The 14,511-nt window shown below is 44.6% G+C and carries 11 protein-coding genes; 2 read left to right on the top strand and 9 right to left on the bottom strand.

Features of this window, described 5'->3' with window-relative positions; all coding sequences use genetic code 11:
• Positions 1-153 precede the first annotated feature (153 nt).
• The 9 genes from ASG85_RS21350 to ASG85_RS21390 form a co-directional block, all read right to left on the bottom strand.
• Positions 154-2,334, bottom strand: coding sequence for a helix-turn-helix domain-containing protein (locus tag ASG85_RS21350; RefSeq protein ID WP_060647702.1), 2,181 nt, complete (start codon positions 2,332-2,334; stop codon positions 154-156).
• 75 nt (positions 2,335-2,409) lie between these two features.
• Positions 2,410-3,549, bottom strand: coding sequence for an exo-beta-N-acetylmuramidase NamZ domain-containing protein (locus tag ASG85_RS21355; RefSeq protein ID WP_060647703.1), 1,140 nt, complete (start codon positions 3,547-3,549; stop codon positions 2,410-2,412).
• Between the two features lie 770 nt (positions 3,550-4,319).
• Positions 4,320-5,027 carry a PIG-L deacetylase family protein gene (locus tag ASG85_RS21360; protein ID WP_060647704.1) on the bottom strand — a complete coding sequence of 236 codons (708 nt, stop codon included), beginning with the start codon at positions 5,025-5,027 and terminating at the stop codon, positions 4,320-4,322.
• Positions 5,028-5,996 carry a GNAT family N-acetyltransferase gene (locus ASG85_RS21365; protein ID WP_060647705.1) on the bottom strand — a complete coding sequence of 323 codons (969 nt, stop codon included), beginning with the start codon at positions 5,994-5,996 and terminating at the stop codon, positions 5,028-5,030. It abuts the gene before it with no gap.
• Between the two features lie 34 nt (positions 5,997-6,030).
• The gene (locus tag ASG85_RS21370; protein ID WP_060647706.1) at positions 6,031-6,891 is read right to left on the bottom strand and encodes a carbohydrate ABC transporter permease; all 861 of its coding nucleotides are present in this window, start codon (positions 6,889-6,891) and stop codon (positions 6,031-6,033) included.
• Between the two features lie 16 nt (positions 6,892-6,907).
• Complete coding sequence (locus ASG85_RS21375) at positions 6,908-7,813, bottom strand: carbohydrate ABC transporter permease (protein WP_057305498.1); 906 nt, start codon at positions 7,811-7,813, stop codon at positions 6,908-6,910.
• A 99-nt stretch (positions 7,814-7,912) separates the two neighbouring features.
• A complete protein-coding gene (locus ASG85_RS21380) occupies positions 7,913-9,355 on the bottom strand; it encodes an ABC transporter substrate-binding protein (RefSeq protein ID WP_060647707.1) in 1,443 nt (480 codons plus the stop codon).
• A 70-nt stretch (positions 9,356-9,425) separates the two neighbouring features.
• Entirely contained in the window at positions 9,426-10,340 is a 915-nt protein-coding gene (gene murQ / locus ASG85_RS21385; RefSeq protein ID WP_060647708.1) for an N-acetylmuramic acid 6-phosphate etherase, read from the bottom strand.
• Positions 10,341-10,517: 177 nt separating this feature from the next.
• Positions 10,518-11,384, bottom strand: a complete 867-nt coding sequence (locus tag ASG85_RS21390) for a MurR/RpiR family transcriptional regulator (protein ID WP_057305501.1) — start codon at positions 11,382-11,384, stop codon at positions 10,518-10,520.
• Positions 11,385-11,627: 243 nt separating this feature from the next.
• On the opposite strand from ASG85_RS21390, the gene ASG85_RS21395 reads away from it, so the two are divergent.
• Both ASG85_RS21395 and ASG85_RS21400 read left to right on the top strand, forming a co-directional pair.
• Positions 11,628-12,923 (top strand): 6-phospho-beta-glucosidase, encoded by a 1,296-nt coding sequence (locus tag ASG85_RS21395; RefSeq protein ID WP_060647709.1) that lies wholly within the window; start codon positions 11,628-11,630, stop codon positions 12,921-12,923.
• A gap of 2 nt (positions 12,924-12,925) precedes the next feature.
• Positions 12,926-13,936: an N-acetylglucosamine kinase gene (locus ASG85_RS21400; protein WP_060647710.1), complete on the top strand. Its 1,011-nt coding sequence runs from the start codon at positions 12,926-12,928 to the stop codon at positions 13,934-13,936.
• Positions 13,937-14,511 lie beyond the last annotated feature (575 nt).

The raw sequence follows: 14,511 nt of genomic DNA on the forward strand, positions 1-14,511 counted from the left end.
CCTAACTATACAAAGCAAGGACTGCCCCGTAAAGATTGCATAATTACGGGAAGTCTCTTTTTTTGCAGACGCAGGTTTCCTAGGGATTCCAGGTCATTTCAGGAGATCGGATGAAAAAAAAGAGACTTCGGAAAAAATGAAGTCTCTGTTCGTTCAATGGTTAATCGTGCGATACTTCGCTGGCGTAATCCCTTCATATTTACGAAACGTTCGAATAAACGAGTTGCGTCCCCAGTAACCTACTTTCTCCGCAATGTCATCGATTTTCATGTCCGTCTCCAGCAAAAATTGCTTCGCCTTCATCAGTCGGTATTTCGCAATATACTCCACATACTTCTCGCCAATCTCTTCTTTGAAGGTACGACTGAAGTGGCCGTTCGACATGTTCAAGAGCCCGGCAAAATATTCGATCGACAGCTCCTCATTATAGTGCGCATGAATATAGTCCAAAATCTCTGTAAACTGCTTTGCACGCTGATCAGGCTCCTCTGTCCGAAATAAGACACTGTGAATGTCCTGGAAACAGACTTTCAGCTCATCCCATGTCATGCAACGATTGAGCCGCTCGAACAGGTCTGAAAAGAACGGCACGTTAAAATCGTTTTGTTCGGTTTCTACTGCGCGGATCCATGTGTTGAGAACGTCGGTACATAAATATTTAGCCTGGATGGCAGTGGCATTCTTGCGTATTCCCACTTCGAGCATTTCGAAAGCAGATTGCAGCAGCTTATCATATTCCCGCGTCTTGAATTGGTTGAAGATACGGTTAACATCCTGAACAGATAAGAAGCTTTCCCACTGCGTTCGATCCCATACATTCGGTCCACGACATATCTCCACATCGGAATCAAGTCCGCGATTCTGCAGCAAGGACAACGCGAGCTTATACGACTCATGCAGCTCTTCGGTAGCGTTCACCGTCTTCCCGATTCCAATCGTCGCTTTAAAGTATTCGCTGTACTGTTCAAGCAAGAGGCTGACAATGTTCGCGGCCTCCTCGGCTCCGAAGTGCAGAAACGGGTCATGCAGCACCACACAAGCCATCACGTCCGGCTTTGTTTGGCAGAGCCAGACCAGCGATGGCGACGATTTGACAATGCGTTCTTTGAGTTCCATGAATAGGAAAGACTTCGACGTCTCCGACAGCTGTTCATAGGCGGGCGAATTGTAGTGAAACGCAATGCAGAGAACCGTGCGCATCGCGTTCTTGTTATAGGTAAACTCGATTTCCTTCGCATAATATTCGATGGACAGCGCGTCCCGATATTCACCCAGCAGAATCTTGGTTACGAAAAGCTCCTGCAGGACGGGGAACATCCCGCTCACCCTTTGAGACAGCTCTTTATTTTCTTCCGTAATTTCCTTTATCGGACGATAGACGCGACGGCTTAAATAGTAAGACACGAAGCTGCCCACCACGAGGAAAAAGACGAGAAACGCCCAACTAATCACCCGTGTGATGTACGCTGGCTTCATCAGGGTACGCATATCCGCGATGCTCACGTAATACCACGAATCGTCGAAGCTAGATTTCACAAGTGACATTGCGACTTCGTTCGTAATGAGAAATTGAGACCCCTTGGAATTTGCGTGTGTATGCTCCAGCACCGCCTTCGCTTCCTTATCTGTCAAACCAACCTGATTCATGATGAGACCTTGGCTGCTCGCAATTGCCGTTCCTGTCACCCATTTTTCCGGAATGCTGATCTGCTCCTTGACCTTGTCCTCAGCGAAATCGACAACCAAATACACATCGGGCTTAACGCTGTTAAACGGATAGCTCATTAAGGCCGACATGCCGTTTGTACTCGGATCGGTAAAGTCCATCATTTTTTTGCCTGTAAAATGGGACAGGTACGCCTTTCTCTGCTGCTCGTCAAGCGGATAAGTGAAATCAAAGTAATACCTTTTGTCCGTATAAATATCGACATCGACAACCAGATCGTGATTCACAAAATATAAGAATACCTTTGAAACCAATTTATCGGATTGAAGCTTCATCAACTGCTCTCTGAGAGAGTGAAACTGCTCCGCACGCTGTTGGTTTTCACGCGAATCGTCCACAGTACGGAGCAGACTCGTTAAATTGGAAGAGCTGAGCATGTTAATCATATTTGTCTTGAGCGAATCTAATGCGGTGTCCGTTTGCTTGGAAAAGTGGCTTATGATGACATCGTTGAGCTTCTCTGCATCCTTCTCGATCGTACTGACCACCAGAACATGTGCCATCAAACTGGCAACAATAACCGGCATGAGAATAACGATGAAATAGGTGGTAAAAAGCCGCCAAAAAAGGGCGAATCGGAACTTATGTACCTTAGAAATGCTCAACACGATCGCCTCCCGCCCCCTGTAACGTTCGCAGTGATGGCATTATGAATAACTATCTTGTCGCGTTCTCAAATTTCCTTAATACAGATGATACTGCTGTTTCATCTGTGCGAATTCCCGACTTTCGTCCCGAAATTGCTCCAACAACACCGAAACATCTACTGGATCTTCACGGTACACCTTATCCCCGCACAATAAATCAATAAAAGGCCTTGATCCCTCTTTAAGAGGCGGCAGGAAAGAAAATTGTTCATAGTTACGCTTAATGGTATACATCAATGTGATCGCTGTTTCCAATGGCCGAATCGCTCGGGTATCCAACGCATGAAGCTGAACGCCGCTGCATGACTCTCCCTGAAATTTGGAAAAGGTCGGTTTAAAATAAGTTGGACGAAAAACGACCCCAGGCAGTTTCTTACTGTTCATCTCATCCGCCAGTTGTTGAGCGTCGATGAACGGGGCTCCTACGATTTCAAAAGGAACTGTGGTTCCTCTTCCTTCCGACATATTGGTGCCTTCAAATATACAGGTTCCTGGATACAACAATGCCGTATCAAACCGGGGAATGCCCAAAGAGGGCATCACCCAGTGCCGACCGGTATCAGCGAACTGCATCTTCCGCTCCCAGCCCTCAGCACGTATCACATGCAGATCACAATGCCAGTTCATCTGATCGTTAGCCATAGTGGCCACCTCACCTGCAGTTAGACCGTAACGTACACAAAGTGGATAATTGCCAACAAAAGATTGGTAGTCCTGCTTTAAAATGTTACCTTCTACCGTCACCCCGTCCAGTGGGTTGATCCGGTCCAAAATGACAAATGGCTTGCCTGCTTTCGCACAATCTTCCAGAGCATACAGCATCGTATAAATAAAAGTGTAGTATCGTGTGCCCACATCCTGAATATCATAGACGACTATATCTATCTCATTCAGCATTTCCTGACTCATGCGCTTGGAATCCTTACGGTACAAGCTATACACCGGCACCTGTGTGATTGGGTCCAGATACGTTTCTACCATAGCGCCTGCTGCTTGATCTCCACGCACACCATGTTCCGGTGAAAAAAGGGCTGTGAGATTGAAATTCTCATGCAAAATTTGAATGGTGGAAACGAAGTCATTAGTTAAGCCGGTAGGGGTTGTTATTAGTCCCAATCGTTTCCCTTTAAATAGATGAGTGTACTGCTCAATGCAATCGATACCGTTTCTGATCATAGCTGCCTCCTACTTTTTGTTTGATAAAAGAAAAACGGATTTTGCCGTTCTAGTTGAGTGTGTTATGCATAGTTGATGCCGAGCAAATTTTGACGCGCTCGAATCCTGGGTACGCGTTACAGCACCTCCGGGAGGTGGTCAACCCCACTTTTCGCCTAAGATATCTTGCTCCTCCCTGAAATGTTGTACGTTGTACAACAATAGACAAGAGAATCCACGAAATCCTCGCGAATGTTGCAGAAAATACAACAATTTTAACCAAAAGTAACCTTTTAGCGAGAAATATGGCTAAATTGTTGTACACCGTACAACAGTTTCAGCTTATCCTGAAGAAACTGAGGAGAATTGTTGTATGAAGTACAACTTGCCTACCTATTTCCTAACTACTAACCCCAAGCTCCTACTTACTACTTACTACTTGCTACTTGCTACTTACTACTTACTGACAACTGACTACTGACTTCTGACTTCTAACTTCTAACTTCTAACTTCTGACTACTAACTCTTACTTCTACTTCTCTTCCAACATCTATCTTCTAACAACAAACTACTAACTCCCACTTTCCCCACTCACTTCCCCTACAAACCAGAAAACAAAAAACAGAATCATCACTTTACCGAGTGATTATCTATGTAAAATTCCCTTATGCCATGTTGCAAACTATGCAAATCGAAGGTCATCTACCCTTTACCCATCCCCAAATTGAGAAAACCTCCAACGAGACCATTCAAGAATGAGCGGCCGCGTGTGTAGAGGTTGGTTTTATTTTTTATAATTCAGTTTGGATGACACGCATATTTTCTTCTGGAATCATGAAGGTTTGTGCATATTGCTTTCTGGCTTCAATCCCGCGGACACGCATTAAATGCTTGTAGTATTCCAGGTACTGGAAGGACTTGCTGCCTGTTACGAACCAGTGCGTGGAGACGGCCTTCACCCATAGATCGAAGACTTCTTGGTCATAGTCGACGTACACATACGGACGATAGTCGACGGCGTCCTCCCAGTTCTCGGCATAATACAATCTTTGCGCGAAATGCGCGGGAAGCTCTCGCTCAAACGTCGGCAAGGCGGCAAAATAGCGGGCATCATTGACGATGCGGTGCGTAGTCATATGATCCTTGTGCATGCTGTTCTTCCAATGTGTAATAATAACGTTGGGACGAACTTGACGAATGACATCGCATACGCGAAAACGCATGTCCTGATCATCCTGCAGCTCACCGTCAGGAATATCGTCGAATACGAACGCTTCCCCGCCCAGCATCTCGGCAAAGGTTTTCGCCTCATTCACTTTCTGCACGCGATATTCGGCCATATCTTGTCCTGCCGGAACGCCGCGTTCACCTGCTGTCAGCGCTAGGGTCGCAATGCGGTCACCTTTCAAAAAGTGACTTGCCAGTACCCCTCCTGCCGTTAATTCGGCATCCCCAACATGTCCACCGATAGCCAGAATCGTTAACTTTTGCTCGCTCACTCACACAAACTCCCTTCTCATAACAGAAAATTGTTTGACGGTTGTAAAGCCTGCCTTCTCGTAAATGCGGATAGCCGGATTCGTACTACCCGTATAGAGCGACATGTAGTCGGTCCCGATCGAACGAAAAGCTTCACACAACTTAAAGAATAAAATGCTGCCCAACCCGTGTCCCTCATGATCAGGAAGCACGCCGATCCCAGCAAAATAACCCCGGCCGTTGTCCTGACGGATGACCGGACCAGCAAATCCGATAACCTTGCCTTTATATGCAGCAATAACGACCGGCACACCTTCTGCCGTGCTCTGCCCAATTTCCCTCTGCCATAAAAGATTATTAAATCCATTCAGCATATCATCCACGCCGTCATGCTTTTCCGGGTCGAACAATTCCACTGTGTAGCCATCAACTGCGGCCTTGCTTTCCTTCGCTCTGATATCCTCTGGTATGGTGAAACCGTCCAGCTTCAAATACATGGCGCACTCTATGGCGCGTTCCACATACCCTGCCTGCAGCAAAAATGCATACAATTCACTTTCAATCGGTACGCCCGGCGCATTGTTATGCTCATGCTTCGGTGTCCCCGGTATATACCACGGCAATAACATCGGATTAAAAAATAAGACATCGCCTTGCTTTTTTCCCAGCTGCTGAAAGCGACGCTCCAAAGCGTTAAGCATGCCTTGATAGTTCTCATCGGTTTTGTTGTCTTCAGCTAAAACGATGCAGGTAATGTATCCCGCCACTTCCCCAAGCGGCAGATCTTCCCCTGTGCAGCCGCAGGCAAAGCCTTTGACTTCATTTTGTTCCAGTAACACAAAAGCATTTTGACTATCAAAATAAGGGTTGGCCGTGAAGATACGCTCAAAGGTTTGTTCGGTAAGCTCCTTGTAGCCTTCTTTCACGGCTTCTTCATTCCATAAGTCAATGACCGCCTGACGATATTGTTGATCCCAAGACACAATCATGCTGAAGTTATACCTCCCCCGCGCGCGGCTAGTATTAACCCTTCACCGCACCAACCGTTACACCTTCTAAGAAATACTTTTGCAAGCTAAAGAAAAGAATAAACATCGGCAGTGCAGAGATCGTAGCACCCGCCATCATCGGCGCGATAAACGTCGTATTGGCGAAGCGGAAGTTTTTGAGTCCAACTTGGATCGTCTGCATATCCATCGTATTGGTCACAAGAAGCGGCCAGAAGAATGTGTTCCAGCTATCCATAAACGTTAGAATCGCCATGACGGCGAGTACGGTTTTGGACAAAGGCAGAATGATTCTCCAATAGATCGTGAACTGGCTGCACCCTTCGATCTTGGCGCTTTCCATAATCTCGTTCGGGATGCTGCTCATAAATTGTTTAGCCAGAAAAATATTATATACCGTAACGATACCCGGCATAATTAACGCGCTGTACGTATTTTGCAGCTCGAACACGTTAACAACCAGAATATACAAAGGAACTTGCGTAACTTGGTAAGGAATCATCATCGAGACAAGCAGCACAGCAAACAGCACGCCTTTCCCTTTAAAACGAAGTTTAGAAAATGCATAACCGGCCATGCTGGCAAAAATAACATTGGACACCATCACGGTAGTCGCCACGATCAGAGAGTTCAAAATCCAACGATACGAATACTCACTGTAATCAAAGAAAAATTTAAAGGAAGCGAATGTAAACTTGCTTGGTAAAATGGAGTAGCTCACCGCTCCGGCCTCAACCGGATCAGCAAAGGATGAAATGACCATGAAATAGATCGGAAATATCGTCGCCAAAGCAAAAAGTAGAAGGGCGATAAAAATGATTGAATTACGTATGGTTTTTACTCTAGGTTTCCCTGCATGATTGCTGTATAAAGCCATTTTTTATCCCCCGCTCTTAATACTCGACGTCTTTCCCTGCATATTTGAACTGAATAACCGAAATTCCCGCGATAATAACAGCTAGAATCAGCGATTGCGCCGCGGCTTTACCGAATTCAAAGTAAGTAAATGCATTATTGAAAATCAGCAGACCCACCATGGTAGTCGCATTGTTCGGACCGCCACCGGTCATGAGGTAAGCGTTTTGGAACACTTGGAAAGAACCGATAACGCCTGTCACCAAAAGGAATAACGTCGCGGGCTTCAAAGAAGGAACAACGATGTGCCACAGCTTTTGAAAAAAGTTCGCTCCGTCCATTTCCGCTGCCTCGTAATACGTATCATCAATCCCGAGTAGACCGGCTAGGTAGATGATAATGCTTGTGCCATGACTGGACAACCAGGACATCAGAACCAAAGAAAACATCGCTGTTTTGCTTGATCCGAGCCAGTTCTGATTGGTAAAGCCAAAGAAATGAATGAACTGATTCAAAATTCCGCCTTCCATTGGATCGAAGATCCAAAGCCATACGACGGATAAAGCAACACCTGAAGCCACAACAGGCAAGTAATAGACACCTTTGAAAAAGCCCTGCGTTTTTTTCCTGAGCGGCAGAATTAATATAGCGATTACCATGGACAAGAACAAGTTAACAGGTACTGTCAAAAGCGTATAGACGACGGTATTGCGCATGGCTTGCCAAAACAAACCATCTTTCACTGTAGAGACATAATTGTCGAATCCAACATAGGTGGAACCAAGAGGCTTGTATTCTTGGAGACTAATGATAAACGCGCTTACGACCGGGTATGCGGTGAACATCGCAAAAACGACCAAAGCCACAGCAATGAATGCATATCCCCACGCACCTTCTCCTTTGATTCTCCTTCTTTTCATCGGTTTAGCGATATTCGTTGCCATACTGTCTAACCCCCAAACCCCGTTTCAGAAAACTCGGATTAAAATAGTTCGGATAGCCGCGTAACATGCATCACGACTATCCGAGGTTACAACTTATGATTAATCTTTTACAACACCGTCTGCGCCAAATGCAGCAATTGCAGCAGTTTTCACAGCTTCATACATCGCTTCAGGCGTAATTTCACCTGCAATCAGACCTTGGAACTTAGGCACGATAACTTCTGTTTCCAATTTAATCGCTTTGGCACCCAGTTCTGTCGGAATATCCGAACGAGCCGGTGTTGCATTTTTCAGCATGTAGTCCACAGCAGCTATGTTCTCAGGGCTTCTGTCAATTTTCATGCTTTCAGCCGCTTTTTTACCGCTTTGCGTAATGTGAGCAGAGAACAGATCACTGTTTGTTGCTGCAGCATTTTTACCGCTTGCTAAGAAGTAAGCCGCTTTTACGACATTCGCTTTGTGCTCAGCAGTCGGTTCCTTTTTACCGCGGAACGTCATGTAACCGTCAACGACAGTAGCGAATGAAGGTTTTGCACCTTGGAAAGTCGGAGCCGGCAATACCACATAATCAACCGGGATGGAATCTTTTACAGCGCTTGCATCAGCTGCTTTAAGTTTTGCGTTATTAGTTTTAGCGGAATTCTCAAACACCGCAAGACCTTTACCTGTGATCATCGTTTGACCTGTCAGGAACATGTTCCAACGTTTACCAGCGTCTACAGAGCTAAGCTCTTTCGGCATGGAGCCGTCATCGATCAACGCACGAAGATCTTTCAGAAGACCTAAGTAGTTTTTGCTAGTGTAAGCATATTTCAAATCTTTATTAAACGCGTGAGGCATGCCCGCATTTTTCGCCATGATACCCAAGTAGTCAACGGCTGCAACGCCCTTCACCGCGAACACGAAACCATAGCGTGTTTTGCCGTTTTCAGTTACGACGCCTTTTTTGACCGCTTGACGGAATTCATCGTACGTCCAACCGCTCGTTTGTACTTTCTTCCAATCGATGCCGGCCTTTTCCAGGTACTCTTTGTTGCCGCCAAGTGCATGAACTTCCATGTACGCCGGGAAACCGTAAAGTCCTTTGCCGTTCTTCATGTATTCAAGCGGAGCTTTATCATAATCGTTAATCATCTCAGGAGTTGCTGAATCTGTAATGTCCATGAGCAAACCTTGCTGCAGATACTTAGGGATGCCGTCAGAGCCTCCGAACGCAATATCCGGTGGGCTGCCTGCATTCACTTGCGTATCCAATTTCTGTTTCATATCTTCCCAGCTTGCTGGTTCGATTTTCAATGTCAGATTCGGATACAATGCCGTAAAGTCTTTGGACATTTGTTCGAAAGTCTTTTGGTAGTTCGGTGAAACTGGCGGCAGCAAAGCCGTAATGGTGTCTTTAGCAGTTGAGGCGCCGGCAGTAGCCGCTGGAGCAGGCGTGCCTGCTGGTGTAGTTGTTGCTTTCGTGCCGGAAGTACCACCACAAGCTGTTAAAGCCATGGTTAAAGCTACGACGGATGCTAATACGGGCATTTTTCTTTTCATGAAAATAGACCTCCATTTATGGGGATCTTTGAGCGTAGCTCAAAGGTCTCTCCTTTTTATATTAAGTATTTCAAACAACTTTGCTAAAAGTACGTATGGCTGTTTTCAATCGGCCGTCACATTGATTCAATGCTCGTTCTGCCTCCGCTGCATCCAAACCGGTTTTTATCATCATAATCGCTAATTTACAATTCATGGAAGCGCTTTCCAAATGGGCAATAGCGCACTCTTCATTTACCCCTGTTGCTGCCCTAATGATTCGAACAGAACGATCATACAATTTGATATTACTTGCCTTCATATCTACCATGAGGTTGTTATACGTCTTTCCAAGCTTCACCATCGTACAGGTCGTCAGCATGTTTAGAACCAGCTTCTGTGCTGTCCCCGCTTTCAATCGGGTAGATCCCATAATCGCTTCCGGCCCAACCACTGGCGCAATACAAACATCACAGACAGGCTCTAATTTCGAATTTTTGTTATTCACTACGCCGATCGTTGCTGCACCAATTTCCTTTGCTTTTTTTAAACTGGCAATGACGAATTGTGCGCTTCCACTGGCCGTAATTCCGATAACAGCATCCTTGTCTGTCACACCGCACCGTTCAATGAGTGCGATCCCCTCCTCCGCGTTATCCTCAAAACCTTCAACTGCAATTCTTAGCGCCCCATCGCCACCGGCGATATGACCTTGCACCAGCATGGGGTCAATACCAAAAGTAGGAGGACATTCAGAAGCGTCTAGCACACCGAGTCTGCCAGAAGATCCAGCCCCTACGTAGAACATTCTGCCACCGTTTTTTAGAACATGATGTAAAATATCAACCGCTTTCATAATTTGCGGTATTTCTGCTCCCACAGCAGCGGGAACCTCAGCATCCTGCTCATTCATTAAACGCAGCATTTGTTCCGTTGTACATTCATCCATAATCAGTGTTTTCTCGTTAATCTCTTCCGTAGTCAACCCCGACAGATACTCATCCATAGCCTTCCTCCTATCCTGTTTGCTACAATTTCTAATTTCATACTAGCGAAAAATTTCATGATGGTCAATAGTTTTTGAAATTTTATTTCTTATTACAATAAAGTTTTGATTTTTTATTTTATTTTACAACAAAAAAAAGACAACGACTTGATCTTGCTAAGGCGTTGTCTTTGTCTTTTATTTACGATGCTTGCTGCTGGCTATAATATCGTGCGTTTTAGCTAAATATTTCTTCACTTTCTTGTATTCCGCACTGGCTACACCCGCAAAAAGAATATCAATTACCGTCAGCATGGCAATCCGCGATCCCATGGCACCGCTTCTGATGGTTACCTCTGGTGTTGAGATGCTCAAGACGATATTCGCCTTATCTGCTAACTCGCTTTTATTATATTTGGTAATGGCAATAATACATGCGCCATTTTTTTTGGCTATTTCTAGCGAATCGAGAATTTCCACCGTACTGCCGGAATTCGAAATAAAGATGGCTACATCACTTTTGTCCATCAGCGTAGCTGCCGTGAGTTGGCTGTGCCCGTCTGTGTAGGTATGGCACATCTTGTTAATCCTTGAAAATTTCTGCTCCGCATCGATACCGACCAGACCGGAAGCACCGATTCCGAAAAATGCAATACGGTTACTTTCACGCAGGACTTTTACAGCACGGGCTATTTCATTTTTATCAATGACACTGAGGGTGTCTTCAATAGATTTACTATTATTGCGAGAAATATTAGAGATAATGACAGATAGATCATCCCCAGGTTGTATATCGGTGTACTGATCCTTCTCATCATCGTCCATAGATCCAATTGAAGCTGAGATACTTACAATAAAGTTCCGGTAACCTTTATACCCCATCGTTTTACAGAAACGAAGAACAGATGCGTCACTGGTCTTCGTCAGCCCGGCAAGGCTCTTAATCGAAAGATGCGGGATTTCCTCTAAATTCTCCAAAATGTACTCGGCTACCAACTTCTCTACAGGAGTTAGGCTTTCTTTCATATCACGAATTTTTATCAAAATATTATCATTAATTGACATATATATTATCTGTTCACCCTATTTTCTCTGAGCTAAAATTTTAATCTCATCATACGAATAATTGCTCAAAAAAACAAGATTAATATCTAAAATAGGACACAATTTCGAATATTAAGTTAAGAAATTTATTTTCAAAATATACCACTCAAAGTAAAATTAAATTTCAAATTATATTGCAGCGTTTCTGAATGCGATGCTATAATAGCAGCGAGATTGAGCTAAATAGGAAGGGTGACTACATGGATGAATAAAAAATTGAAAATAGCGATTATTGGATCAGGAAGCACCTACACCCCAGAATTGATTGAAGGAATGATTAAGCGAAAAGACGTATTACCAATAGATGAACTAGTACTCATGGATATTGATGCAAGAAAGCTAAACATTGTAGGCAATCTCTGTGAGCGCATGATACAGGCAGCGAATATTCCTTGTCGAGTCATCTTAACCGAAAACTTGGATGAAGCGCTGCAGGATGCGGATTTTGTGTTATCACAAATTCGTGTGGGTAAGCTGCCTGCCCGCGTACTCGACGAGACCATTCCTCTCAAATACGATTTAATCGGGCAAGAAACCTGCGGAATCGGTGGATTTTTTAAAGCCATGCGCACCATTCCTGTTATGCTTCAAATTGCCGACCGTATGAAAGAGCTGTGTCCGGATGCTTGGCTTATCAATTTCTCCAATCCAGCCGGAATTATTACAGAAGCTCTGCTTAACCATTCCAACGTGAAGATGCTAGGTCTGTGCAATGTTCCTTTCAACATGTTCAAGAGCATTCGTGAAACCTTGCAATTAGACCATGCTAGCTTTACCTATGTGGGACTTAACCATTTAAGCTGGATTACTACGATTGAGCAAGATGGTAAGGATTATGTGAAAACGGCACTTGATATGGGGCTTAACAGTGAAGCGATGAAGAATATTCCTTCAAGCGGATTCAGTAAAGAGGTCGTTCAGATGGTGGGAGCCATACCTTCTTCTTATTTGGAATATTATTACTTCAAAGAGAAGAAGCTAACATTATTGAAAGAAAGTGAATTAACTCGAGGCGAGAAATGTATGCAGATCGAAGAGGAGCTGCTCAACATCTACTTGGATTCCGAACTGCATTCAAAGCCGGAGCTGCTTTCCACGCGTGGAGGTGCCAACTACTCAGAAGTAGCCATCAGTTTAGTCGATGCCATCTATAACGATAAACAAGAGATACATGTAGTCAATCTTCTTAACAACGGGGCATTAGATTTCATGGAAGACTCCGATGCGGTTGAAGTTTGTGCCGTTATTGGTAAAAATGGCGCCACACCGATCAAAGTTACGGATTTCAATAATCAACATATCATTGATTATATGCGTATGGTCAAAGCCTACGAACGTGAAACCGTAGCTGCTGCAGTGAACGGCAGCGAAGATGCCGCCATGCGCGCGCTATTGATGAATCCATTGGTTGGTGATTATGATGCCGCGCATAACTGCTTCAATGAGTTGAAAGAAGCCCACAAGGCCTATCTCCCACAGTTTTTCTCTAAAGAGAAGTAGTCATGATAGTTAAAAACTACATTATTGGTGTCGACGGCGGAAATAGTAAAACGGACTACTTTCTATTTGATATCCTAGGGAACTTTGTAGACCATATTCACACAGGTACATGCAGTCACGAGCAGTTCCCCGATGCATACCTGAGCTCATTCCGAATCATGAATGAAAATATTCAGCATTTGCTGACGCGCAATCAGATAACGATGGATCATATAGCAGCCGGTGCTTTCGGATTAGCTGGCGCGGATATTCCATCCCAGAAAGAAAATTTATGCAAAGTCATTGAGCGTATCGGCTTTACTCACTATGCCATGGACAATGACTCATTCCTTGGTATTAAAGCTGGCAGTGAAAAGGGCTTCGGCATTTGCTCCATTAATGGCTCGGGCTCCGCTACGGGCGGTATTTCTCCAAGTGGAAAGCGCCTTCAAGTCGGCGGTGTTGGCAGTGAGCTGTCTGGTGATGAAGCTGGGGGTTTCTTTCTAGCCAGAAAAGTACTTCGGGCTGTCTATGACTTTTTCTACCGTATGGGGCCAGGAACCATGATGACTGAACCCGTCATGAAGCTGCTGCAAATACCCAGTAAAGAATTGTTCATTGAATACACCTTGAACGGCATACAAAAGCGAACAAGTCCCACCACCAAGCTGGTGCAAATCCTGTTCTCCGCGGCAGATAACGGGGATTCCGTAGCTCTGAATATTCTAGATAACACGGCCAAACAACTGGCCTACTCCACGGTTGGCTGCATGCACAATCTGGATTTTGACCATGAAGTCGATATCATTCTTGCAGGATCAGTTTGGGTCAAAGCTGAAAGTCCTCTGCTTCTGCAAAACTTCAAAAATCATATTGCAAGCTTGACCAATCACAGCTGCAATTACATCCTTCTACAAGTCCCGCCTGCAACGGGCGCAGTCCTATGGGCGTTGGAACTTGCCTATGGTCATCCAGTGAATTTAGATACTCGTCTGAAAGTGATTGAAGCCGTAGAACGACACGATATTTTATAGTATAAAAACTCTCACTATAGCAATTAGAATATGCTTAGGGAACGACGAGGCGTTATATCGCTGTTTTTAGCCTCCGGCTCGTTTCATTTGGTCAAATAGCGCTTTCTCTTTCCTCTTATTCGATTTCAAGCTCCGATTTCCCCAAATAACGATTCGACGTTCCCCAAACTAAAGGTCGGATGGCTTTCCCATGCAGACGATGGAAAACAAAAAAATAAGTGGGCAAGAATTAATGAAGTAAGACCCGAAAGATGAACACTTTGAAAAAAGTGACCTCTTTCGGGTCTATTTACGTTTACCATGAATAAGAAAGGGGTATAGGATCACACGTGAGAAATAGTTGGAGTAGAGGGGAGTTAAGGTTTGAATGAATGAATGAATGAATGAATGAATGAATCCATCTTCTGGATAGAATGATGTTGTAGAAAATGCAACAATTCTGTCCAGATCCCACCTTTATGCCTTCGATGTTGCATAATGCTCCTAGGCCCCCTAAATAAACTGGAGTCCTCCTTTCAAATAAATTAAACTTATTTACAAAGGGGATGATCCGGAATGGGAAAAAGATTAGGAGA

This window comes from Paenibacillus sp. Soil724D2, assembly GCF_001427935.1.
Taxonomy (GTDB): Bacteria; Bacillota; Bacilli; order Paenibacillales; family NBRC-103111; genus Paenibacillus_E.